This window comes from Roseospirillum parvum, from assembly GCF_900100455.1.
GTDB lineage: Bacteria > Pseudomonadota > Alphaproteobacteria > Rhodospirillales > Rhodospirillaceae > Roseospirillum > Roseospirillum parvum.
The window spans coordinates 35,150-55,968 of sequence record NZ_FNCV01000006.1; the positions used below are offsets into that span (position 1 = coordinate 35,150).

Here is a 20,819-nt window from a genome sequence, read left to right on the forward strand (position 1 = left end):
GGTCGGGATCGTGGCACGTTCCGTGTGGAAAGGTCCGTTCGTCGACGGATATATGCTTAAGAAGGCCGAGACGGCCCGTTCGTCGGGGCGCAAGGATGTGATCAAGACTTGGTCGCGGCGCTCCACCATTCTGCCCCAGTTCGTCGGTCTGACGTTCGGGGTGCACAACGGGCGCAAGTTCGTGCCGGTGCTGGTGACCGAGAACATGATCGGCCATCGTTTCGGGGAGTTCGCCCCGACCCGCACCTACTACGGCCATGCCGCCGACAAGAAGGCGAAGAGGAAGTAGAGATGGGTAAAGTTTCCGCCCCCCGGGCGCTGGCCGACAGCGAGGCCAAGGCCTCGGCGACCACCCTTCGGGTCAGCCCCCAGAAGCTCAACCTGGTGGCCGGCAGCATCCGCGGCAAGTCGGCCGAGGCGGCCCTGGCCGAGCTCACCTTCTCGCCCCGGCGCATCGCCCAGGACGTGAGGAAGGTGCTGCAGTCGGCCATCGCCAATGCCGAGAACAACCACCAGCTCGACGTCGACCGGCTCTACGTGGCCGAGGCTTTCGTCGGCCGGGCCCTGGTCATGAAGCGCTGGCGGCCGCGCGGCCGCGGCCGGGTGGGGCGCATCCTGAAGCCCTTCTCCAACATCACCATTGTGGTCCGCGAGCGCGAGGAGACGGTTTAGATGGGTCACAAAGTCAATCCGACCGGCCTGCGTCTGGGCATCAACCGGACCTGGGATTCGCGCTGGTTCGCCGACCGCGAGTATGGCGATCTGCTGCTTGAGGACGTCAAGCTGCGCGACTACCTGAAGAAGCGCCTGCAGGGCGCCGGGGTGTCGAAGATCATCGTCGAACGGCCGGCCAAGAAGGCCCGCATCACCATCCATACCGCCCGTCCGGGCGTGGTGATCGGCAAGAAGGGCGCCGACATCGAGGTGATGCGCCGCGAGCTGGCCAAGATGACCGGCAGCGATGTGCACCTGAACATCGTCGAGATCAGGAAGCCCGAGATCGAGGCCCAGCTGATCGCCGAGAACATCGCCCAGCAGCTGGAGCGCCGGGTCAGCTTCCGCCGCGCCATGAAGCGCGCCGTGCAGAACGCCATGCGTCTGGGCGCCCTGGGCATCCGGATCAACTGCGCCGGCCGTCTGGGCGGGGCCGAGATCGCCCGCACCGAGTGGTACCGCGAGGGCCGGGTGCCCCTGCACACGCTGCGCGCCGACATCGACTATGGCACCGCCACGGCGATGACCACCTATGGCGCCTGCGGGGTCAAGGTCTGGGTCTTCAAGGGCGAGATCATGGAGCACGACCCGATGGCCCAGGACAAGCGCCTGGCCGATCAGCAGGGGCCGGGGCGCTCGAACTAACGCAACAACAGCGGTCCTTAGTAAGCGGCGCCGCGCCGCCAGGACCCAGGTAAGAACGCTGACGGGAAAACGACCATGCTCAGTCCGAAGCGCACAAAATTCCGCAAGATGCACAAGGGCCGCATCAAGGGCAACGCCAAGGGCGGCTCGGCGCTGAACTTCGGCGCCTATGGCCTCAAGGCCCTGGAGCCCGAGCGGATCACGTCGCGCCAGATCGAGGCCGCCCGGCGGGCCATCACGCGCCACATGAAGCGTCAGGGGCGGGTGTGGATCCGCATCTTCCCGGACGTCCCGGTGTCGAAGAAGCCGGCCGAGGTGCGGATGGGCTCGGGCAAGGGCTCGCCCGAGTACTGGGCGGCCAAGGTCAAGCCCGGGCGCATCATGTTTGAAGTGGACGGGGTCTCCGAGGAGATCGCCCGCCGAGGCCTGGAGCTGGCTGCCGCCAAGCTCCCGGTGAAGACCAAGTTCGTGGCCCGTATCGGGGCGGAGGGTTAAGACCATGGCCAACAAAGAGGCCGAGGACATGCGCGCCAAGTCCGACGACGAGCTGAAGAAGCGCCTGATCGAGCTGAAGAAGTCGCAGTTCAATCTGCGCTTCCAGAAGGCTTCGGGCCAGCTCGAGGACACCTCGCAGTTTCTGAAGGTGCGGCGCGAGATCGCCCGCATCAAGACCACCCTGGCCGGCCGCACCGCCTGACCGGACCCTTTTAGGTTTAAGTGGAAGGACCAATCCCGTCATGCCGAAGCGTATCCTTCAGGGCACGGTGGTCAGTGACAAGCAGGACAAGACCGTCACCGTGCTGGTCGAGCGCCGCTTCAAGGACCCGCTCTACAAGAAGTTCATCCGGCGCACCAAGCGCTATGCGGCCCACGACGCCGAGAACACCCACAAGGTGGGCGACGTGGTGCGCATCCGCGAATGTGCGCCCATCTCGCGCAAGAAGCGCTGGGAAGTGCTGGTCGAACCGTCCTGATCTCAAGGGACGGCAAGGCCTTTAAAAAAAGCCAAGGCTGGGCCCCACGTCGGGACCCCGGCCAAGGTCTTGAGAAAGCCAAGGCCGGGTCCCGTGTCGGGACCCCGGCCAAGGTCTTAAGAAAGCCAAGGCCGGGTCCCGCGTCGGGACCCCGGCATTGTCAACGGTCGGTCGGCCAGGGCGTTATCCTTCTTTGAGGGATGATCGGCCGGGCGGCCAGGTTTCAAGGAACGAAGACCCATGATCCAGATGCAAACCAACTTGGACGTGGCCGACAACAGCGGGGCCCGTCGAGTGCAGTGCATCAAGGTGCTTGGCGGCTCCAAGCGCAAGACCGCCGGGGTCGGCGACATCATCGTTGTTTCGGTGAAGGACGCCATCCCCCGCGGCCGCGTGAAGAAGGGCGACGTGCACCGGGCGGTGATCGTCAGGACCGCGAAAGAGGTCCGGCGGCCCGACGGCAGCGCCATTCGCTTCGACCGCAACGCCGCGGTGCTGTTGAACAAGCAGGGCGAGCCGATCGGCACCCGCATCTTCGGCCCGGTCACCCGTGAGCTGCGCGCCAAGCGCTTCATGAAGATCATTTCGCTGGCCCCGGAGGTGCTGTAAAGCCATGGCCCAGAAGATCAAGAAAGGCGACCGCGTGGTCGTCGTCGCCGGGCGCGACAAGGGCAAGACCGGCGAGGTGGTCAAGGCCCTGCCGGCCGAGGGCCGGGTCGTCGTTTCGGGCGTCAACGTGGTCAAGCGCCACCAGCGCCAGAGCCAGACCCAGGAAGGCGGCATCCTGACCAAGGAGGCGGCGATCGACGCCTCCAACGTGATGCACGTCGACCCCAAGGACGACAAGCCGACCCGGGTCGGGTTCAAGTTTCTCTCCGATGGCCGCAAGGTGCGCTTCGCCAAGCGCTCCGGCGAAGTCATCGACAATTGACGGGGGCGAGCATGGCACGCCTGAAAGAACACTACGACACCGTGCTCAAGGCCGAGCTGACCGAGCGGTTCGGTTACGCCAACCCGCAGCAGACGCCGCGCCTTGAGAAGATCGTCATCAACATCGGGGTCGGCGAGGCTTCGCAGGACTCCAAGAAGATCGACAGCGCGGTGCGCGAGCTGACCGCCATCGCCGGCCAGAAGCCGGTGGTGACCAAGGCCAAGAAGTCGATCGCCGGCTTCAAGCTGCGCGAGGGCCAGATGGTGGGCTGCAAGGTCACCCTGCGCCGGGAGCGGATGTACGAGTTCCTGGACCGCCTGGTCACCATCGCCCTGCCCCGGGTGCGCGACTTCCGCGGCCTGAATGGCAAGTCCTTCGACGGCCAGGGCAACTACAACATGGGGGTGAAGGAGCAGATCATCTTCCCGGAGATCGACTACGACCGGGTCGAGACCATCCGTGGGATGGACATCACCATCTGCACCACCGCCAAGACCGACGAGGAAGCCAAGGCCCTGCTTGAGGGTTTTGATCTTCCCTTCCAGGCCTAAGAAGAGGGACAGCAGACCATGGCCAAGAAGAGTGCTGTCGAGAAGAACAAGAACCGGGCCCGCCTGGTTGCCAATCAAGCCAATCGCCGGGCCGCCCTGAAGGCAATGGTGATGGACCGTGAGGCCTCGCCCGAGGAGCGCTTCGAGGCGACCCTGAAGCTGGCCGAAATGCCGCGCAACGGCGCCAAGGTGCGTCTGCGCAATCGCTGCCAGATCACCGGCCGGCCGCGCGGCACCTATCGCAAGTTCAAGCTGGCCCGCGTCAAGCTTCGGGACATGGCCTCGGAAGGTCAGATCCCCGGCATGGTCAAGTCGAGCTGGTAAGGAGAGACGTCCATGTCGATGACCGATCCCGTGGCCGATCTTCTGACCCGCATTCGTAACGGGCAGATGGCCAAGAAAAGCAGCATCACCTCGCCGGCGTCCAAGCTGCGCGCCAACGTGCTGGAAGTGCTCAAGCGCGAGGGTTACATCCGCGGCTTCGAGGCCTACGAGGTGCGCCAGGGCATCAACAACCTGCGCATCGAGCTGAAGTACGCCGAGGGCGGGGTGCCGGCGATCCGCGAGATCACCCGCATCTCCAAGCCGGGGCGGCGTGTGTACTCGAAGATCAAGGACCTGCCCCAGGTCTACAACGGCCTGGGCATCGCGATCCTGTCCACCCCCAGGGGCGTCATGTCCGACCACGAGGCCCGTCAGGCCAACGTGGGCGGCGAGGTCCTGTGCCGCGTCTTTTAACGGTTAGAGGTGAATTCCCATGTCCCGTGTTGGCAAATATCCCGTCAAGGTGCCGGACGGCGTGAACGTCACCCTGGCCGATGGCCTGATTTCGGTGAAGGGCAAGCTCGGTGAGATGAGCTTCGCGCTGTCCGAGGATCTGGTCGAGACCAAGGTCGAGGACGGCGCGATCAGCGTCGCCCCGCGCAAGGACGACAAGCGGTGCCGCGTCATGTGGGGCACCACCCGGGCCCGCATCCAGAACATGGTGACCGGCGTTTCGGCCGGCTTCACCCGCACGCTGGAAATCAACGGCGTCGGCTACCGCGCCCAGGCCCAGGGCAAGACCCTGAGCCTGGCGCTGGGCTACAGCCACGACATCAACTATCCGATCCCCGAGGATCTTGATATCAAGACCCCGCAGCCCAACCAGATCCATATCTCGGGCCGCGACAAGCAGCGGGTCGGCCAGGTGGCCTCGGAAATCCGGGCGATGCGCCCGCCCGAGCCCTACAAGGGCAAGGGCGTGAAGTACGCCGAGGAGACCATCCTGCGTAAGGAAGGCAAGAAGAAGTAGGGACCCTGGCAATGAAGTCCACCAAGGAACTGTTCCAGCGGCGCATGAAGCGTGTGCGCTTTCAGCTGAAGAAGAAAGCCGCCGGGCGCCCCCGTCTGTCGGTCTTCCGCTCCGGGCGTCACATCTACGCCCAGGTCATCGACGATGGCGCCGGCCGCACCCTGGTCGCCGCCTCCTCGCTCGACAAGGAGGTCAAGGGCGACCTGAAGACCGGGGCCGACAAGTCGGCCGCCGAAAAGGTCGGCCGCCTGCTCGCCGAGCGGGCCAAGGGCGCCGGCATCGAGCAGGTGGTCTTCGACCGCGGCGGCTACATCTACCATGGCCGGGTCAAGGCCCTGGCCGACGGCGCCCGCGAGGGCGGCCTGTCGTTCTAAGGGAAGGTTGAAGAAGCATGGCTACGAACCCCTCCGCTGGCGCCGAGCGCAAGCCCCGCGACCAGGCTCGCGGCGGCCGTGACCGCTCGGATCGCCGGGATCGTCGGGACTCCACCGAGGAGCGTCCCGAGGACGATCTGATCGACAAGCTGGTCCACATCAACCGCGTGGCCAAGGTGGTCAAGGGCGGCCGGCGTTTCGCCTTCGCGGCGCTGGTCGTGGTCGGCGACGGCAAGGGCCGGGTCGGCTTCGGGACCGGCAAGGCGCGCGAGGTGCCGGAGGCCATCCGCAAGGCCACCGAGCAGGCCAAGCGCGAGATGATCCGCGTGCCGCTGCGCGACGGGCGCACCCTGCACCACGACATCAAGGGCCACTTCGGGGCCGGTCGGGTGATCCTGCGCGCCGCCCCGCCGGGCACCGGCATCATCGCCGGCGGTCCCATGCGCGCCGTCTTCGAGACGGTCGGCGTGCAGGACATCGTCTGCAAGTGCACCGGCACCACCAACCCCTACAACATGGTCAAGGCCACCTTCGAGGCCCTGACCCAGGTCCGCTCGCCGGCCCAGGTGGCGGCGGTGCGGGGCCTCAAGCGCAGCGAACTGACGGCCCGGCGCGATGGCGCCCAGGCCGCCGCGGTCGGGGAGTAAGGGGTCATGGCTGACACCACCAACAAGGCCACCGTCACCGTCACCCAGATCGGCAGCCCGATCGGCCGTCGCGGCGACCAGCGGGCGACCCTGGTCGGCCTGGGCCTCAACAAGCTGCACCGCACCCGCGAGCTGGAGGACACTCCGGCGGTGCGCGGCATGATCCGCAAGGTGCAGCATCTGGTCCGCGTCGACGAGGCCGGCTGAACGGCTGCCCGAGACTCCCTGCGAAGGTTACCCAGACCATGAAACTCAATGAACTGAACGACAACGCCGGGGCCGTGAAGCGCCGCCTTCGGGTCGGGCGCGGCATCGGCTCGGGCAAGGGCAAGACCGGCGGCCGGGGCGTGAAGGGTCAGAAGTCGCGCACCGGCGTGGCGATCAACGGCTTCGAGGGCGGCCAGATGCCGCTCTACCGCCGCATGCCCAAGCGCGGCTTCACCAACGCGGTGTTCAAGAAGGACTTCGCCGAGGTCACCCTGGAGCGCATCCAGGGCGCCATCGACGCCGGCCGGCTGGACGGCTCCAAGGAACTGGACGCCGCGGCGCTGGTCGCCGCCGGGGTGGCCCGCAAGAGCCGCGACGGTGTGCGCGTGCTCAACAAGGGCACCCTGTCGGCCAAGGTCACGCTGAAGGTGGCGCACGTCACCGCCGGCGCGCGGACGGCCATCGAGGCCGCCGGCGGCTCGGTCAGCCTGATCGAGCCGGCCGCCGAGGACAAGGCGTCCTGACACGGATCACGGCGCCGCGCCCGACGTCTCGGGCGCGGCGCGGTGCCTGACCAATCCCCTGGAACGGATCGAGGGTGATGGCTTCTGCCGCCGAACAGCTTGCCGCCAACATGAACTGGGGGGTCCTGGCCAAGGCCACGGACCTCAAGAAGCGTATCTGGTTCACCCTGTGGGCGCTGATCGTCTACCGCATCGGCACCTACATCCCGCTGCCCGGCATCGACCCGCAGGTGATGGCCGACATCTTCGCCCAGCAGCAGGGCGGCGTGCTCGGCATGTTCGACATGTTCGCCGGCGGGGCGCTGGGGCGGATGACCATCTTCGCCCTCAACATCATGCCCTACATCTCGGCCTCCATCATCATGCAGCTGATGACGGCGGTCAGCCCGTCGCTGGAGCAGATGAAGAAGGAAGGCGAGGCCGGGCGCAAGAAGATCAACCAGTACACCCGCTACCTGACGGTGATCATCGCTGCGCTTCAGGCCTACGGCATCGCCCTGGGCATGGAGGGCATGACCTCGACCGCCGGGCCGGCGGTGGCCGATCCCGGGCTGTTCTTCCGCTTCACCACGGTGACCACCCTGGTCGGCGGCACCCTGTTTTTGATGTGGCTGGGCGAGCAGATCACGGCGCGCGGGGTGGGCAACGGCATTTCGCTGATCATCTTCGCCGGCATCGTCGCCAACCTGCCGGGGGCCCTGGTCGGGGTGCTCGAGCTGATGCGCACCGGCGCCCTGGCGCCGCTGCTGGGGGTTGGCCTGCTGGTCATGGCGGTGGCGGTGATCGCCTTCATCGTCTTCATCGAGCGGGCCCAGCGGCGCATCCTGATCCAGTATCCCAAGCGTCAGATGGGCAACCGCATGATGGGCGGGGAAAGCAGCCATCTGCCGCTGAAGATCAACACCCCGGGTGTCATCCCGCCGATCTTCGCCAGCTCGCTGCTGCTGCTACCGATGACCGCCGCCGGCTTCTCGGCTGGCCAGGGTCCGGAGTGGCTGGCCACCATCACGGCGCTGCTGGGGCGCGGTCAGCCGCTGTACTTGGGGCTGTACGCCTCGCTGATCATGTTCTTCGCCTTCTTCTACACGGCGATCGTCTTCAATCCGGCCGACACGGCGGACAACCTGAAGCGCTACGGCGGCTTCATCCCCGGCATCCGGCCGGGCAAGAACACCGCCGACTACCTGGACTATGTGCTGACCCGCCTGACCATGGTCGGCTCGCTGTACCTGATCTTCATCTCGATCCTGCCGGAGCTTCTGATCTCCCGACTGGCGGTGCCCTTCTACTTCGGCGGCACCAGCCTGCTGATCGTGGTCACCGTGACCATGGACACCGTGGCCCAGGTTCAGTCGCACCTTCTGGCCCACCAGTACGAGGGCCTGATCAAAAAGAGCAAGCTGAGAGGGAAGAAACGATGAGCAAGCGGCTGATCCTGATCGGCCCGCCGGGGGGCGGCAAGGGGACCCAGGCCAAGCGCCTGGAGGCGACCCACGGCCTCAAACACCTGTCGACCGGCGACATGCTGCGCGCCGAGGTGGCCGCCGGCAGCGAGCTGGGCAGCCAGGCCAAGGCCCTGATGGACGAGGGCAAGCTGGTCCCCGATGACCTGATCGTCGCCATGATCGCCGGCCGCATCGAGCAGCCCGACTGCGCCGACGGCTTCATCCTCGACGGCTTCCCGCGCACCGTGCCCCAGGCCGAGGCGCTGGACACCATGCTGGCCCAGCGCGGCGTGGCGCTGGACGCGGTGATCAAGCTGGACGTGCCCGACGGGATCCTGATCGATCGCATCCGCACCCGGATCGCCGAATCGGGCGGCAACGCGCGGGCCGACGACAACGAGGAAACCCTGGCCAAGCGCCTCAAGGTGTACCACGAGCAGACCGCCCCGGTGCTGCCCTACTATCAGGGCAAGGGGCTGCTGACGGTTCTCGACGGCAACCGCGCCATGGACGCGGTGACCGCCGATCTGGAAAGCACCCTGGGCCTGTAATCGGGTCGGGTGCCGGTTGGGCCGAGGCGCGGGGGCTTCCCCCTGCCCTTGGTTGAGGTTGACAGATGCCGGACGGGGCCTATAATCCCGCGCCTCGGTTCCCCGGCGTCCGAAGATGTGGTTGGGCTGTGTCGCTGCCTGGTGACGGCAAGTTGCCGGGGCGGCGCCGGCCCGCCCGTCCGTTTTGTCGAGTGGGGCGTCGCCGGCGGCGGGTCCCGGAAGGAAACTCGACCCGGAAGGAAACTCGACCCGGAAGGAAACTTGCGCGGTCTATATTTAGGGAGTACGGGCCTTGGCACGTATCGCTGGCGTCAACGTCCCCACCAACAAGCGGGTGGAGATCGCTCTGACCTATATCTATGGTATCGGCCGTCACAAGGCCCGGGAGATTTGCGGCAAGGTGGGCATCGCCGATTCGGTGCGTGTCAACCAGCTGTCCGACGACGAGGTGGTGCGCATCCGCGAGATCATCGACGCCGACTACAAGGTGGAAGGTGATCTTCGGCGCGAGGTGGCGATGAACATCAAGCGCCTGATGGACCTGGGCTGCAACCGCGGCCTGCGCCATCGTAAGGGGCTGCCGGTGCGCGGCCAGCGCACCCACACCAACGCCCGCACCCGCAAGGGGCCGGCCAAGCCGATCGCCGGCAAGAAGAAGTAGGCGACGCCCGTTCGCGTCCTTATCCAGGCATTCCGATCAGACAAGGCAAGGGTAGAACATGGCCAAACCGGCAGCACGCCCCCGGCGGCGGGAGCGCAAGAACATCACGTCCGGCATCGCCCACGTCGCCTCGACGTTCAACAACACGATGATCACCATCAGCGACGTGCAGGGCAACACCATCTCGTGGTCGTCGGCCGGCATGCAGGGCTTCAAGGGGTCGCGCAAGTCGACCCCGTACGCCGCCCAGATGGCCGCCGAGGACGCCGGCCGAAAGGCCCAGGAGCACGGCATGAAGACGCTCGAGGTGCTGGTCAAGGGCCCCGGTTCGGGCCGCGAATCGGCGCTCAGGGCCCTGCAGGCGGTGGGCTTCACCATCACCGCCATCCGTGACGTCACTCCCATTCCGCACAACGGCTGCCGGCCGCGCAAGCGTCGGCGGGTGTAGGGCCTTCAACGTCAAGGCCCACCACCCCCTTGCCGGGGCGCCCGCGATCCCCGGGCCCACGGGCGGCCCTGGCGCCGCCCTGGGGTCGCCTTGGGGCCGGGGTGCCCGGCCCGGGTGGCCCTCTTTGGGCCAGCCCGTGAAAGACCAAACGCTTCCCGGTCGGCGAGGAAGCAGCGGGGCCGCGGCGGAAGGTCGAGAACCCTCCCTTCGCGCCGCGTCAGCCGCCGCCACATGAACAGACCATCGGTTCGAGGACAGGCCCCGTGATTCAGAAAAATTGGCAGGAACTCATCAAGCCCGGCAAGCTGGATATCCAGAGCGCCCAGGGCGGCCTTGTCGCCACCATCGTGGCCGAGCCGCTGGAGCGCGGCTTCGCCATGACGCTGGGCAACTCGCTGCGGCGCATCCTTCTGTCGTCGTTGCAAGGGGCGGCGGTGACCGCCATCCAGATCGATGGCGTGCTGCACGAGTTCAGCTCCATCCCCGGAGTGCGCGAGGACGTCACCGACATCATCCTCAACGTCAAGCAGCTGGCCCTGAGCCTGCACGGCGAGGGGCCCAAGCGCATGTCGCTGAAGGCCACCGGCCCGGGCGAGGTGACCGCCGGCCAGATCGAGACCGGCCACGACATCGAGCTGATCAACAAGGATCTGGTGCTGTGCACCCTGGACGAGGGCGCCACCCTGTCCATGGAGCTGACCGTCAACACCGGCAAGGGCTACGTGCCGGCGGCGCTGAACCGCAGCGAGGACAGCCCGATCGGCCTGATCCCGGTGGACAGCATCTTCAGCCCGGTGCGCCGCGTCTCCTACAAGGTGGACAACACCCGCGTCGGCCAGGTCACCGACTACGACAAGCTGTCGATGAACGTCGAGACCAACGGCACCATCACGCCCGAGGACGCGGTCGCCCTGGCGGCGCGCATCCTGCAGGACCAGCTCGCCCTGTTCATCAACTTCGAGGAGCCGCACGCCACCTTCGAGGACAAGAGCGACGACGACCTGCCGTTCAACAAGAACCTGCTGCGCAAGGTCGACGAGCTGGAACTCTCGGTGCGTTCGGCCAACTGCCTGAAGAACGACAACATCATCTACATCGGTGATCTGGTCCAGAAGTCCGAGGCGGAGATGCTGCGGACCCCCAACTTCGGCCGCAAGTCGCTGAACGAGATCAAGGAAGTGCTGGCCCAGATGGGCCTGTCGCTGGGCATGGAAATCACCAGCTGGCCGCCCGAGAACATCGAGGAGTTGGCCAAGAAGCTGGAAGAGCCCTACTAAACCAAGGGCACGTTGCGGGCGCCGCCGGGAGATCGGCGGCGCCAAGTCGGGTCCATGGGGGACCCGCCCCGGTCGTTCCCGCCCACCCACCTAGGGGCGCGGCGATGCGGGCAGTTGGGATCGGTTCGGCACCGCCGGGCCCGGCCTGGGATGTAAGGAGGTAAAGCGTCATGCGTCACGGTATGAGCGGTCGCAAGTTCAACCGCACCAGCAGCCATCGCAAGGCGATGTTCGCCAACATGGCCACCGCGCTCATCAAGCATGAGCAGATCAAGACCACCCTGCCCAAGGCCAAGGACCTGCGTCCGGTGGTCGACAAGCTGATCACCCTGGGCAAGCGTGGCGACCTGCACGCCCGCCGCCAGGCTGCCGCGATGATCCGCGAGGACGCCGTGGTGCGCAAGCTGTTCGACACCCTGGCCAAGCGCTATCAGGACCGCCCCGGTGGCTACACCCGGGTGCTCAAGGCCGGCCTGCGCTACGGCGATGCCGCCCCGATGGCGATCATCGAGCTGGTCGACCGCGACCCGGCCGCCAAGGGCACCGACAGCGGCCCGCGTCCCGACGAGGACGACGAAGACCTGGACTGAGCGCCCACCGCCGCGCCACAATCAAAGGGGCGCTGCCCCTTTGGAACCCCGCCGGGGGACCCAGGGGGTCCCCCGGACCCCCGCCATGATCTGAAACCTCCCGGAGGGGGCGCGCCCCCTCCGGGAGGTTTCAATTCGTGGAGGGGTCCGGGGAAGCCCTGCTTCCCCGGCGGGGGTTCCAAGGGGGCAGCGCCCCCTTGGGTATGGTCGCCGCGAACGGGAGCTGGTGCATGAGGTGGTTGGGTGCGATCCTCGCGATTCTGTTGGTCCTTGGTCTGCCGGCCGGGGTCGGGGCCCGGGTGCCGGACAGCGCGGCCGAGATCAGTCTGACCTTCGCCCCGGTGGTCGAGGCGGCGGCGCCGGCGGTGGTCAACGTCTACAGCCGCAAGGTGATCGAGAACGCCGACCAGATGCAGGGGGTCTTCCGCGACCCCTTCTTCCGTCGCTTTTTCGGCGATCATTTCGGCCTGGGCCTGCCGCGCCGTCAGCGCATCGAGAACGCGCTGGGCTCCGGCGTGCTGATCCGCGAGGATGGCATCGTGGTGACCAACCACCATGTCATCGAGGGCTCCGACGAGATCACCGTGGTGCTCAGCGACCGCCGCGAGTTCGAGGCCGAGATCGTCGGCGCCGACGAGCGCACCGACATCGCCGTGCTGCGCCTGATCGACCCACCGCCCGGCCTGCCTCATCTCATCCCCCGGCGCAGCGACGACCTCAAGGTGGGCGATCTGGTGGTGGCGGTGGGCAACCCCTTCGGTGTGGGCCAGACGGTGACCATGGGCATCGTCTCGGCGCTCGCCCGGACCACCGTGGGGGTGACCGATTTCCGCTCCTTCATCCAGACCGACGCGGCCATCAACCCGGGCAACTCGGGCGGCGCGCTGGTCGATACGCAAGGCCGGCTGGTCGGCATCAACACGGCCATCTATTCGCGCTCCGGAGGCTCCAACGGCATCGGTTTCGCGATCCCGGCCGAGCTGGTCTCGGCCACCGTGGCCGGCATCCTGGAGTACGGCCGCCCGGTGCGCCCCTGGCTGGGCGCGGAGGGGCAGGCGGTGGAGGCCGACATGGCCGAGGCGCTGGGCCTTGAGGTGCCGCGCGGCGTGCTGATCAATCAGGTGACGGCGAACGGCCCGGCGGCCCGGGCCGGGCTCGCGGTGGGCGACGTGGTGGTGGCGGTGGACGGCCGCCCGGTGAGCGACGAACAGGCCCTGCGCTTCCGCGTCGCCACCCTGAGCGTCGGCGGGCAGGCCGCGCTGCGGGTGCTGCGCAACGGCCAGCCGCGCGACCTGACCATCGAACTGGTCGCCCCGCCCGAGCAGCCGCCGAGCAACATCAACCGCATCGACGGCCGCTCGCCCTTCGCCGGGACCACGGTGGCCAACCTCAACCCGGCGCTGATCGAGGAGTTGGGGCTGGGACCCGGGGAGGGGGTGGTCATTCTCGACGTGGCGCGCGGCACCCCGGCCCGGCGGGTGGGGCTGCGCCCGGGCGACCGGGTGGCCGAGGTCAATGGGTCCGAAATCACCCGGGTGGTCGACCTGATCGGCGAGTTGCGGCGCCATCGCGGGCCGGCCTGGCGGGCGGTGATCCTGCGCGGCGAACGCCGGCTGGTCCTCTCGCTGGGCGGCTAGAGCCGAGGGCGAAAAATCGGAACCACTTTGTGAGTCCCGATTTTTCACCCTCGGCTCCATACTAAAGATGGAGAGCAGATCGTGCGAAATTTGAAGTGCCCTGCGATTCACATTTCGCACGATCTGCTCTAGGCGGGGCGATGGCGGACCTGTTCGGCGACGACACACCCCCTCCCAAGGCACCCGAGCCACCGGCCGCCGACCGGCCGCTGGCCGACCGGCTGCGGCCGCGCAGTCTGGAGGAGGTGGTCGGCCAGGGCCACCTGCTGGCCGCCGACGCGCCGCTGGGCCGCATGGTGGCGGCCGGGCGGCTGGCCTCGCTGATCCTGTGGGGGCCGCCGGGCTGCGGCAAGACGACCATCGCCCGCCTGCTGGCGGCCGGCACCGATCTCGCCTTCGAGCCCCTGTCGGCGGTGTTCTCCGGCGTCGCCGACCTGCGCAAGGTGTTCGAGGCGGCGCGCGCCCGGCGCCGCACCGGGCGCGGCACGCTGTTGTTCGTGGACGAGATTCACCGCTTCAACCGGGCCCAGCAGGACGGCTTCCTGCCTTATGTGGAGGACGGCACGGTGGTCCTGGTCGGGGCGACCACCGAGAACCCCAGCTTCGAGCTGAACGCGGCGCTGCTGTCGCGCTGCCATGTGCTGGTGCTCAACCGGCTGGACGGCGCCGCCCTGGAGGCGCTGCTGGAACGCGCCGAGGCCGGTCTGGGCCGCGCCCTGCCGCTCAGCGAGGGGGGGCGGGCGGCCCTCAAGGCGATGGCCGACGGCGACGGGCGCAGCCTGCTGTCGATGGTCGAGCAGGTGGTGGCGGCCAGCGGCGAGGGCGAGGAACTGGGTCCGGCCGAGTTGACCCGCATCGTGCAGCGCCGGGCCCCGGTCTACGACAAGGACCGCGAGGGCCACTACAACCTGATCAGCGCCCTGCACAAGTCGTTGCGCGGCTCCGATCCCGATGCCGGGCTGTACTGGATGGCCCGCATGCTGGATGGCGGCGAGGACCCGGCCTACCTCCTGCGGCGCCTGACCCGCTTCGCGGTGGAGGACGTGGGGCTGGCCGACCCCGGCGCCCTGACCCAGGCCATCGCCGCCTGGGAGGCCTACGACCGTCTGGGCAGCCCGGAGGGCGATCTGGCGATTGCCCAACTGGTGGTCTATCTGGCCACGGCGCCCAAGTCGGTGGGCGTCTACCGGGCCCACAAGCGGGCCGGCAAGGCGGCGCGCCAGACCGGCTCGCTGATGCCCCCGGCGCACATCCTGAACGCCCCCACCGGGCTGATGAAGGACCTCGGCTACGGGGCCGGCTACGCCTACGACCCGGACACCGAGGACGGCTTTTCCGGCCAGGACTACTTCCCCGAGGAGATGGGGCGGCAGACCTTCTATGAACCGGTGGAGCGCGGCTTCGAACGCGAGATCAAAAAGCGGCTGGCCTACTGGGAGGGCCTGCGGACGAAGAAGCGGGACGGCGCGGCGGAATAGGTCCCGAAGGTTGTGGGCCGTCAACACCTCGCCTTGGCTCGCCCGAGTCGCGAAGATTTGATGAATATTTTCGACGCAGGCCCCGGAAATCAGGAAGCGACTCGACAGAGAACCACAGGTTTTGTAGTATCTGCCCAGTCAACTACGAAATCAGGTGGCGGTGGGTCTTGTCGCTGGAAAACGTTGAAATCCTAGCGCTTTAGGCCCATTGTTTTGACTTGCGCATGAACAACCCGTGTCACGCGCTTGGTGGGGCGCAGCCTCCAGGGTCTTCATGAACGGCCCAGGGGTTTTTTGAATGGCCCAGGGGCTTTTTTGAGTGATCGCCGTGTCCCGGCGAAGGGATGCTTATTCGAGGAACGCGCTGGTGAAGTTGATCTCCCGTCTGATCGGCTGGGCGTTGGTTCTGGTCGCCATCCTGATGGCCTCGGGCGAGGCTGTCCTGGCGCTGGGCACCGGCAGCTACGATGGCATCGCCACCGGCGAGGTGCTGACCCTGCTCGCCGGCTCCAACCCCGCCTTTTCCGATGCGAACGGCGGCGGCGTGTTCAGCCGCCTTCTGCTCGATCTGCCGGCCTGGCTGGCCATGGCGATACTGGGCACCCTGCTCATCGTCACCTGCCGCAAGCGCCGCCACCGCTTCGTCTGCCGCGAGCGTCGCCTGGGCTGAGCCTTGATCCGCAATCCCTGATCTCTCTCCGGAACGGGCAATCAGAACCGGCTTGGCGGGGTGACCGGCGGCGGCAGCGGGTGGCGGCGTTCGGTTTCGGTGATGTAGTCGCGGACCAGCGGCACGGCATCCTGGCGGCGGGCCATCTGGATCTGGAAGACGACCATGCCGCCATGGCGGAAGGCCATCTCCGAGCCGGCCAGATAGAACTCCCACATGCGTTGGAAGCGGGCGTCGTGCACGGCGTCGAACTGGGCGCGGTTGGCCTGGAAGCGGGCCAGCCAGTGCGCCAGGGTCTGGGCATAGTGCAGGCGCAACACCTCGATGTCGGTGACGATCAGGCCGCTGTCCTCGATGTGGGGCAGGATTTCCGACAGGGCCGGGATGTAGCCGCCGGGGAAGATGTACTTTCTGATCCAGGGGTCGGTGGCGCCGGGGCCGTCGCTGCGCCCGATGGTGTGCAGCAGGGCCACCCCGTCGTCGCTCAGAAGATCGTGCAGGCGGCGGAAGAACGCGCGGTAGTGGGTGACGCCCACGTGCTCGAACATGCCCACCGAGACGACGCGCTCGAAGCGCCCCTGAAGGTGGCGGTAGTCGCGGTACTGGAAATCGACCCGCTGGGCCAGTCCGGCCCGCTCGGCGCGCGCCGTGGCGATTCGCAACTGCTCGCGCGACAGGGTGATGCCGATCACCGACGCATCCCCCTGATGCTGGGCCAGATGCAGGGCCAGCCCTCCCCAGCCGCAGCCGATGTCGAGCACCCGCTGGCCCGGGGCGAGGCACAGCTTGGCGGCGATGTGGCGCTTCTTCTGGGCCTGCGCGGTGTCCAGATCGTCGTCCCCGGACAGGAAATAGGCCGCCGAGTACTGACGGTCGGCGTCGAGGAACAGGTCGTACAGGCGGTCCGGCAGGTCGTAGTGGTGGGCCACCCGGTCGGCCGCCCGGTGGGCCGGGTTGTGCTGCGCCGCCCGGCGGGCCACGAAACGCGCCGCCCGGGCCAGGCGGTTGACCGCCCAGGGCGCCGAGCCGGTGCCCAGGTTGCGGCACAACAGGTCGAGCAGTTGGCGGATGTCGGCGCTGGGCAGGGTCACGGTGCCATCCATGTAGGCATCGCCCAGGGCCAGCGACGGGTTGAGCAGCAGGCGCCAGGGCAGGCGGCGGTCGTGCACCGCCATCACCACCTCGGGCCCGGTGTCGTCGCCGAAGCCGCGCCGGCGCCCATCGACCCAGACCCGGGTCAGGGTGCCCGTGCGCACGATGCGTTCCAGCAGATGATCGAGCAGCCAAAGCGTCATCACGGTTCCCTCCCGGTTGCGTGGACGATTTGCGGCAATATCAAAAGCCCGGAGCATGTTGCGTGAGCCACGAGGCACGCGACGTGCCCTAAGGGCAAGGTGTTGCCGTGGTCGCGCCGGATCAAGGGCGGGGGGACCGGTCGGGCGGGGTGTCGGCCCTTTCCACCAGCGGTGGCTCGGGGTAAACAAGGGGGCGACGGTTTGGTATCCTCAACGCCATGCTACCGTCGCCCACCTGTGCGACCCGGTTTTGGAGAGGTTGTGGATGCAGTTCACCGACCCCGATCTGCTTTCCGCCCTGGATCGCGCCAGTCCGGCCGAGTTGGACAAGCTTGCTTTCGGCGTCATCGGCATGGACGCGGCCGGCGTGGTCGAGCACTACAATGCCTGGGAGGCTCGGGCGGCGCGGCTCGACCCGGCCTGGGTGATCGGACGCAACTTCTTCCACGAGGTCGGCCTGTGCATGAACAACTTCATGGTCGGCCACCGGTATCGCAGCGCCGAGCGCCTGGATGAGATCCTCGACTACGTGCTGACCTTCCGCATGAAGCCGACCCCGGTCCGCCTGCGCCTGCTGAAAGGCCCGGAGGCGCGGCTCGACTGGATGGCGGTGGACTGGTCGTGAGCCCCATCCGCCTGTTGTTCCGCCGCTTTTTCCGCGCTCTGTTGCGCGCCCTGTTTCGCACCTTGTGCCACCCCGCGGCGACCGGACCCGGACCATGCAGCATCATCCTCCCGGCCCGCCCCACGACCCGTCCCGCGACCCGCTGATTGAACCGCTGGCGCAACTGGTCCACCAGGCGCCGATCGGTTTGGCGGAAATCGCCGAAGACGGCACCGTGCTGCTGATCAACCCGACCGCCGCCCAGGTGCTGATGCCCTTCGTCGTCGACCGGCGGCTGGACAACCTGTTCGTCGCCCTGGGGCCGGCCGGCGAGGCGCTGAAAAGCCTGTGCCAAGCCTCCGGCCGGCGGGCCGGGCGGCTGTTGCATGGCTATCGGATCAACCGCCCGGGGGGCGGGCCGACCACCGAGGGGCCGACCACCGGCGGGCCGACCACGCTGGGGGTGAACGTCACCCGGGCCGAGGTCGACCGCCTGATCGTCGTGCTCGAGGACCTGAGCGAGTTGATCGCCGCCGAGCGCGCGGCGCGTCAGGCCCAGGCCCAGGCCGACGCCGCCAACATGGCGAAAAGCAGCTTCCTGGCCGGCACCAGTCACGAGTTGCGCCAGCCGCTGAATGCCATTCTCGGCTTTGCCGAGGTGATGCGCGAAGAGGTGTTCGGTCCGCTGCCCGAGCGCTATCGGGGCTATCTCGGCGACATTCACAGCGCCGGCGGGCACCTTTTGGCCCTGATCAACGATCTGCTCGACCTGTCCAAGGTGGAGGCCGGGGAGATGCATCTGGCCCGCGACCCGGTGGACCTCGACGCGGTGTTCGCCGACTGCCGCCGTCTGTTCGCCGCCCGGGCCGAGGCCAAGAACCTCGACCTTCAGGCCGAGGCGGGCGGACTGGTCGTGCTGGCCGATCGCCGGCGGCTGGATCAGGTGTTGATCAATCTGGTCTCCAACGCCCTCAAGTTCACCCCCGCCGGCGGCACCGTGCGTCTGGCCGCCGATCCCGAGCCGCCCGACCGGGTGCGCCTCACGGTCACCGACAGCGGGGTGGGCATCGCGCCGGAGGACCTGAACCGGGTGATGCAGCCCTTTGGGCAGACCGCCGAGGGGCGGCGCCAGGACGACGGCACCGGGCTTGGCCTGTCGCTGGCCCGGGCCCTGGCCGAGGCCATGGGCGGCGGGCTGGAGTTGGCCAGCCAACCCGGCGTCGGCACCACCGCCACCGTGCTGCTGCCGGCCCCGCCGGCCGACTGAGTCCCGGCCGGCGATCAGCCGATCAGCCGTCTTCCAGGTGGAACAGCAGGGTCATCCCGAACAGGGCGGTGACCAGGGCCGGGCTCCAGGCGGCCAGGGCCAGGGGCAGGGTTTCCGACAGGCCCAGGGCGAAGGTGACCTCGGAGAAGAAATAGACCAGAAAGCCGGTGCCCAGGGCCAGCACCATGCGCAGCAGCCAGTTGCCGGTCCGCTGGTTGACGTTGAGCGCGAACCCGGCGGCGACCAGGACCAGGGCGCACAGCAGCATCGGCGAGGCGATCAGCCCGTGCCAGTAGACCCGATGCTGCTGGGCCGAAAAGCCCGAGGCCTCGTAGAAGCGGATGAAGTCGGGCAGCTCCCAGAACGACAGGGTCTCCGGCGAGGCGAAGTTCTCCTGCACCTTGGCCAGGGTCAGGGTGGTCGAAAGTTCCAGCCGCTCGAACTGCTCGGCCGGCTGGCCGGGGGTCAGCACCCAGGCCTGCTCCAGGCGGATCAGGCCGTCGTCCAGGGTGCCCAGGCGGGCCTCGATGCGCCTCTCGAAGCGGTCCTTGTCGTCCAGCTCGAAGATGGTTACCTCGCGCATGGCCAACTGGAAGGCTTCCTGGCGGACGTGCGCCGCGTGGACCACGGTGTGTCCGTCGCCGTCCGCCTCGCGCAGCCACAGGCCGCCGCCGGCGGGCAGGCTGAGGGTGCCACCCTGGCGACGCACGAAGGTGTCCTCCATGCGCTCGTAGGAACGGTACATGGTGGCGGCCAGCGGGTTGACGGCGGTGATGTCGACCACCCCGACCAGCAGGGCAAGGACCAGCGGCGGCACCAGGAACTGCCACGCCGAGACCCCGGCGGCGCGCAGCACGGTGAGTTCGTGGCTGCGGCTGAGGCGCCACAGCACCACCAGGGCGGCGATCATCACCCCGAACGGCAGCACCTTGTGAAGCATGTTGGGCAGCTTCAAAAGGGCCATGCCGAGCAGCACATCGAGCCCGGTGTCGGGCCGCGCCGCCGCCCGGCGCATCAGCTCCACGGTGTCGAACAGCAGGATCAGCCCCATGATCACCAGCAGGGTGGCGAACAGGCTGAACAGGAAGTGGCGGCCGATGTAGACGGCCATGGTCGAGGACAGACGCATCTCACCCCGTCGTCGAAGGCCAGCGATGCCCCATCGATAGCAGACCTGTCGCCGGCTGTCTTGCCCGGTGGGCTCAGGCGCCGGGGGCGATCCCCAACAGATGCGGCGCATCGCTGATCAGGCTGTCGACCCCGAAGCCCAGCAACTCGGCCGCCCGCTCGGGGGCGTTGACGGTATAGGCCGCGACGCTCAGCCCGGCCTCCCGGGCCGTCGCCACGGTGGCCGCGTCGAGGCCGCGCTGCTCGACGAACAGGCCGGCGCAGCCCAACTCGCCGGCCGCCGCCCGGGCGTCGGCGTCGGCCCGCTCGACCAAGAGGGCGCGCGGCCAGTCGGGCACCACCTCGCGGGCCACCGCCAGACAGGGGGCGGTGAACGAGGAGATCACCGGCGGCGCCACCTCGGCCGGCCACAGTCCGGCGGCCACCGCCAGGGCGACCCGGGCGGTCTCCTCGGCCCGCCCCGGGCAGGGCTTCACCTCGAGGTCCAGCCCCAGGCCGAGGTCGAGGATCAGGTCCAGCGCCTCCTCCAGGGTGGGCACCGTCTCCCGCGCCATCTCGCGCGAGAAGTTGAGGCCGGCCGAAAAGCCGGCCAAAACCTCGAGCGGGGTGGCGGCCAGGTCGCCCAGACCGTCGGTGGTGCGCTCCAGGGTCTCGTCGTGGAACAGCACCGGGCGGCTGTCGGCGGTCAGCTTGACGTCCACCTCGACCGCCGGCACCCCCAGCCGGGCCGCCGCCTTGAGGCCGGCCAGGGTGTTTTCCGGGGCGACGGCGGCAACGCCGCGATGGCCGACCAGGGGGGGCAGGAGCATCGGTCACATTCCTTGCGGTTGGGCGGCCGCCGCCGGCGCTGCCCGGTTGGCCGAGGGGGCCAACATGGACTACTCTCGCCCCGGCCCGCAACCCGCCC

At 68.2% G+C, this 20,819-nt stretch carries 30 protein-coding genes; 27 read left to right on the forward strand and 3 right to left on the reverse strand.

From position 1 onward, the window contains the following. Positions 1–10: 10 nt before the first annotated feature. From rpsS to BLR95_RS10130, 25 genes are all read left to right on the forward strand, one after another. Positions 11–289: a 30S ribosomal protein S19 gene (rpsS, locus tag BLR95_RS10010; protein WP_092619245.1), complete on the forward strand. Its 279-nt coding sequence runs from the start codon at positions 11–13 to the stop codon at positions 287–289. 2 nt (positions 290–291) lie between these two features. Continuing rightward, the gene (gene rplV / locus BLR95_RS10015; RefSeq protein ID WP_092619247.1) at positions 292–672 is read left to right on the forward strand and encodes a 50S ribosomal protein L22; all 381 of its coding nucleotides are present in this window, start codon (positions 292–294) and stop codon (positions 670–672) included. Beyond that, complete coding sequence (rpsC, locus tag BLR95_RS10020; protein ID WP_092619250.1) at positions 673–1,359, forward strand: 30S ribosomal protein S3; 687 nt, start codon at positions 673–675, stop codon at positions 1,357–1,359. Positions 1,360–1,434: 75 nt separating this feature from the next. Beyond that, positions 1,435–1,854, forward strand: a complete 420-nt coding sequence (gene rplP, locus BLR95_RS10025) for a 50S ribosomal protein L16 (protein ID WP_092619253.1) — start codon at positions 1,435–1,437, stop codon at positions 1,852–1,854. Between the two features lie 4 nt (positions 1,855–1,858). After that, entirely contained in the window at positions 1,859–2,056 is a 198-nt protein-coding gene (rpmC, locus tag BLR95_RS10030) for a 50S ribosomal protein L29 (protein ID WP_092619256.1), read from the forward strand. Between the two features lie 40 nt (positions 2,057–2,096). Further along, positions 2,097–2,333, forward strand: a complete 237-nt coding sequence (gene rpsQ, locus BLR95_RS10035; RefSeq protein ID WP_092619259.1) for a 30S ribosomal protein S17 — start codon at positions 2,097–2,099, stop codon at positions 2,331–2,333. 240 nt (positions 2,334–2,573) lie between these two features. Beyond that, positions 2,574–2,942, forward strand: a complete 369-nt coding sequence (rplN, locus tag BLR95_RS10040) for a 50S ribosomal protein L14 (RefSeq protein ID WP_092619262.1) — start codon at positions 2,574–2,576, stop codon at positions 2,940–2,942. A 4-nt stretch (positions 2,943–2,946) separates the two neighbouring features. Next, positions 2,947–3,264 carry a 50S ribosomal protein L24 gene (gene rplX, locus BLR95_RS10045; RefSeq protein WP_092619265.1) on the forward strand — a complete coding sequence of 106 codons (318 nt, stop codon included), beginning with the start codon at positions 2,947–2,949 and terminating at the stop codon, positions 3,262–3,264. Between the two features lie 11 nt (positions 3,265–3,275). Next, complete coding sequence (rplE, locus tag BLR95_RS10050; protein ID WP_092619268.1) at positions 3,276–3,815, forward strand: 50S ribosomal protein L5; 540 nt, start codon at positions 3,276–3,278, stop codon at positions 3,813–3,815. A gap of 18 nt (positions 3,816–3,833) precedes the next feature. Then, positions 3,834–4,139, forward strand: a complete 306-nt coding sequence (rpsN, locus tag BLR95_RS10055) for a 30S ribosomal protein S14 (RefSeq protein ID WP_092619271.1) — start codon at positions 3,834–3,836, stop codon at positions 4,137–4,139. Between the two features lie 12 nt (positions 4,140–4,151). Then, complete coding sequence (gene rpsH, locus BLR95_RS10060; protein WP_092619274.1) at positions 4,152–4,553, forward strand: 30S ribosomal protein S8; 402 nt, start codon at positions 4,152–4,154, stop codon at positions 4,551–4,553. Between the two features lie 19 nt (positions 4,554–4,572). Continuing rightward, positions 4,573–5,109: a 50S ribosomal protein L6 gene (gene rplF / locus BLR95_RS10065; protein WP_092619277.1), complete on the forward strand. Its 537-nt coding sequence runs from the start codon at positions 4,573–4,575 to the stop codon at positions 5,107–5,109. 11 nt (positions 5,110–5,120) lie between these two features. Continuing rightward, on the forward strand, positions 5,121–5,483 hold the full coding sequence (gene rplR / locus BLR95_RS10070; protein ID WP_092619280.1) for a 50S ribosomal protein L18: 363 nt from the start codon (positions 5,121–5,123) through the stop codon (positions 5,481–5,483). A gap of 17 nt (positions 5,484–5,500) precedes the next feature. Further along, positions 5,501–6,130, forward strand: a complete 630-nt coding sequence (gene rpsE, locus BLR95_RS10075) for a 30S ribosomal protein S5 (protein WP_092619283.1) — start codon at positions 5,501–5,503, stop codon at positions 6,128–6,130. Positions 6,131–6,136: 6 nt separating this feature from the next. Further along, positions 6,137–6,337, forward strand: a complete 201-nt coding sequence (gene rpmD / locus BLR95_RS10080) for a 50S ribosomal protein L30 (RefSeq protein WP_092619286.1) — start codon at positions 6,137–6,139, stop codon at positions 6,335–6,337. A 38-nt stretch (positions 6,338–6,375) separates the two neighbouring features. Continuing rightward, positions 6,376–6,861, forward strand: a complete 486-nt coding sequence (gene rplO, locus BLR95_RS10085) for a 50S ribosomal protein L15 (RefSeq protein WP_092619289.1) — start codon at positions 6,376–6,378, stop codon at positions 6,859–6,861. Positions 6,862–6,938: 77 nt separating this feature from the next. Then, positions 6,939–8,282 carry a preprotein translocase subunit SecY gene (secY, locus tag BLR95_RS10090; RefSeq protein ID WP_092619292.1) on the forward strand — a complete coding sequence of 448 codons (1,344 nt, stop codon included), beginning with the start codon at positions 6,939–6,941 and terminating at the stop codon, positions 8,280–8,282. Then, positions 8,279–8,857 (forward strand): adenylate kinase, encoded by a 579-nt coding sequence (locus BLR95_RS10095; protein ID WP_092619295.1) that lies wholly within the window; start codon positions 8,279–8,281, stop codon positions 8,855–8,857. The genes secY and BLR95_RS10095 overlap by 4 nt, the downstream gene beginning before the upstream one ends. Positions 8,858–9,149: 292 nt before the next feature. Then, positions 9,150–9,518 carry a 30S ribosomal protein S13 gene (rpsM, locus tag BLR95_RS10100; RefSeq protein ID WP_092619297.1) on the forward strand — a complete coding sequence of 123 codons (369 nt, stop codon included), beginning with the start codon at positions 9,150–9,152 and terminating at the stop codon, positions 9,516–9,518. A gap of 58 nt (positions 9,519–9,576) precedes the next feature. After that, a complete protein-coding gene (rpsK, locus tag BLR95_RS10105; RefSeq protein WP_092619300.1) occupies positions 9,577–9,966 on the forward strand; it encodes a 30S ribosomal protein S11 in 390 nt (129 codons plus the stop codon). A 263-nt stretch (positions 9,967–10,229) separates the two neighbouring features. Beyond that, positions 10,230–11,243, forward strand: a complete 1,014-nt coding sequence (locus tag BLR95_RS10110) for a DNA-directed RNA polymerase subunit alpha (protein ID WP_092619303.1) — start codon at positions 10,230–10,232, stop codon at positions 11,241–11,243. 170 nt (positions 11,244–11,413) lie between these two features. Then, complete coding sequence (rplQ, locus tag BLR95_RS10115) at positions 11,414–11,833, forward strand: 50S ribosomal protein L17 (RefSeq protein ID WP_092619306.1); 420 nt, start codon at positions 11,414–11,416, stop codon at positions 11,831–11,833. Positions 11,834–12,063: 230 nt separating this feature from the next. Then, on the forward strand, positions 12,064–13,470 hold the full coding sequence (locus tag BLR95_RS10120) for a Do family serine endopeptidase (RefSeq protein WP_245689428.1): 1,407 nt from the start codon (positions 12,064–12,066) through the stop codon (positions 13,468–13,470). 140 nt (positions 13,471–13,610) lie between these two features. Beyond that, positions 13,611–14,948, forward strand: coding sequence for a replication-associated recombination protein A (locus BLR95_RS10125; RefSeq protein ID WP_092619312.1), 1,338 nt, complete (start codon positions 13,611–13,613; stop codon positions 14,946–14,948). 367 nt (positions 14,949–15,315) lie between these two features. Next, a complete protein-coding gene (locus tag BLR95_RS10130; RefSeq protein WP_245689432.1) occupies positions 15,316–15,618 on the forward strand; it encodes a hypothetical protein in 303 nt (100 codons plus the stop codon). A gap of 41 nt (positions 15,619–15,659) precedes the next feature. Here BLR95_RS10130 and BLR95_RS10135 read toward each other — a convergent pair whose 3' ends face one another. Beyond that, positions 15,660–16,913: an SAM-dependent methyltransferase gene (locus tag BLR95_RS10135; protein ID WP_092619315.1), complete on the reverse strand. Its 1,254-nt coding sequence runs from the start codon at positions 16,911–16,913 to the stop codon at positions 15,660–15,662. A gap of 265 nt (positions 16,914–17,178) precedes the next feature. Here BLR95_RS10135 and BLR95_RS10140 point away from each other — a divergent pair, with 265 nt between their 5' ends. Together BLR95_RS10140 and BLR95_RS10145 are read left to right on the forward strand one after the other, a co-directional pair. Further along, positions 17,179–17,538, forward strand: a complete 360-nt coding sequence (locus BLR95_RS10140; RefSeq protein ID WP_092619318.1) for a hypothetical protein — start codon at positions 17,179–17,181, stop codon at positions 17,536–17,538. Between the two features lie 94 nt (positions 17,539–17,632). Continuing rightward, positions 17,633–18,784, forward strand: coding sequence for a sensor histidine kinase (locus BLR95_RS10145; protein ID WP_092619321.1), 1,152 nt, complete (start codon positions 17,633–17,635; stop codon positions 18,782–18,784). Between the two features lie 22 nt (positions 18,785–18,806). Here BLR95_RS10145 and lptG read toward each other — a convergent pair whose 3' ends face one another. Beyond that, positions 18,807–19,913: an LPS export ABC transporter permease LptG gene (lptG, locus tag BLR95_RS10150; RefSeq protein ID WP_092619323.1), complete on the reverse strand. Its 1,107-nt coding sequence runs from the start codon at positions 19,911–19,913 to the stop codon at positions 18,807–18,809. A gap of 73 nt (positions 19,914–19,986) precedes the next feature. Further along, a complete protein-coding gene (locus tag BLR95_RS10155) occupies positions 19,987–20,721 on the reverse strand; it encodes a glycerophosphodiester phosphodiesterase family protein (RefSeq protein WP_092619326.1) in 735 nt (244 codons plus the stop codon). Between the last annotated feature and the right edge of the window lie 98 nt (positions 20,722–20,819).

Bases quoted from the DNA above. Each gene is read 5' to 3' on its own strand.
- BLR95_RS10155 (WP_092619326.1), bottom strand. From the start codon at position 20,721: ATGCTCCTGCCCCCCCTGGTCGGCCATCGCGGCGTTGCCGCCGTCGCC.
- rplV (WP_092619247.1), top strand. From the start codon at position 292: ATGGGTAAAGTTTCCGCCCCCCGGGCGCTGGCCGACAGCGAGGCCAAG.
- rplP (WP_092619253.1), top strand. From the start codon at position 1,435: ATGCTCAGTCCGAAGCGCACAAAATTCCGCAAGATGCACAAGGGCCGC.
- BLR95_RS10135 (WP_092619315.1), bottom strand. From the start codon at position 16,913: ATGACGCTTTGGCTGCTCGATCATCTGCTGGAACGCATCGTGCGCACG.
- rpsC (WP_092619250.1), top strand. From the start codon at position 673: ATGGGTCACAAAGTCAATCCGACCGGCCTGCGTCTGGGCATCAACCGG.
- rpsE (WP_092619283.1), top strand. From the start codon at position 5,501: ATGGCTACGAACCCCTCCGCTGGCGCCGAGCGCAAGCCCCGCGACCAG.
- rplO (WP_092619289.1), top strand. From the start codon at position 6,376: ATGAAACTCAATGAACTGAACGACAACGCCGGGGCCGTGAAGCGCCGC.
- rpsN (WP_092619271.1), top strand. From the start codon at position 3,834: ATGGCCAAGAAGAGTGCTGTCGAGAAGAACAAGAACCGGGCCCGCCTG.
- rpmC (WP_092619256.1), top strand. From the start codon at position 1,859: ATGGCCAACAAAGAGGCCGAGGACATGCGCGCCAAGTCCGACGACGAG.
- BLR95_RS10095 (WP_092619295.1), top strand. From the start codon at position 8,279: ATGAGCAAGCGGCTGATCCTGATCGGCCCGCCGGGGGGCGGCAAGGGG.
- rplR (WP_092619280.1), top strand. From the start codon at position 5,121: ATGAAGTCCACCAAGGAACTGTTCCAGCGGCGCATGAAGCGTGTGCGC.
- rpsH (WP_092619274.1), top strand. From the start codon at position 4,152: ATGTCGATGACCGATCCCGTGGCCGATCTTCTGACCCGCATTCGTAAC.
- rplX (WP_092619265.1), top strand. From the start codon at position 2,947: ATGGCCCAGAAGATCAAGAAAGGCGACCGCGTGGTCGTCGTCGCCGGG.
- rplQ (WP_092619306.1), top strand. From the start codon at position 11,414: ATGCGTCACGGTATGAGCGGTCGCAAGTTCAACCGCACCAGCAGCCAT.
- secY (WP_092619292.1), top strand. From the start codon at position 6,939: ATGGCTTCTGCCGCCGAACAGCTTGCCGCCAACATGAACTGGGGGGTC.
- rpmD (WP_092619286.1), top strand. From the start codon at position 6,137: ATGGCTGACACCACCAACAAGGCCACCGTCACCGTCACCCAGATCGGC.
- lptG (WP_092619323.1), bottom strand. From the start codon at position 19,913: ATGCGTCTGTCCTCGACCATGGCCGTCTACATCGGCCGCCACTTCCTG.
- BLR95_RS10140 (WP_092619318.1), top strand. From the start codon at position 17,179: ATGCAGTTCACCGACCCCGATCTGCTTTCCGCCCTGGATCGCGCCAGT.
- rplF (WP_092619277.1), top strand. From the start codon at position 4,573: ATGTCCCGTGTTGGCAAATATCCCGTCAAGGTGCCGGACGGCGTGAAC.
- rpsK (WP_092619300.1), top strand. From the start codon at position 9,577: ATGGCCAAACCGGCAGCACGCCCCCGGCGGCGGGAGCGCAAGAACATC.
- BLR95_RS10125 (WP_092619312.1), top strand. From the start codon at position 13,611: ATGGCGGACCTGTTCGGCGACGACACACCCCCTCCCAAGGCACCCGAG.
- rpsQ (WP_092619259.1), top strand. From the start codon at position 2,097: ATGCCGAAGCGTATCCTTCAGGGCACGGTGGTCAGTGACAAGCAGGAC.
- rplN (WP_092619262.1), top strand. From the start codon at position 2,574: ATGATCCAGATGCAAACCAACTTGGACGTGGCCGACAACAGCGGGGCC.
- BLR95_RS10145 (WP_092619321.1), top strand. From the start codon at position 17,633: ATGCAGCATCATCCTCCCGGCCCGCCCCACGACCCGTCCCGCGACCCG.
- rplE (WP_092619268.1), top strand. From the start codon at position 3,276: ATGGCACGCCTGAAAGAACACTACGACACCGTGCTCAAGGCCGAGCTG.
- BLR95_RS10120 (WP_245689428.1), top strand. From the start codon at position 12,064: ATGAGGTGGTTGGGTGCGATCCTCGCGATTCTGTTGGTCCTTGGTCTG.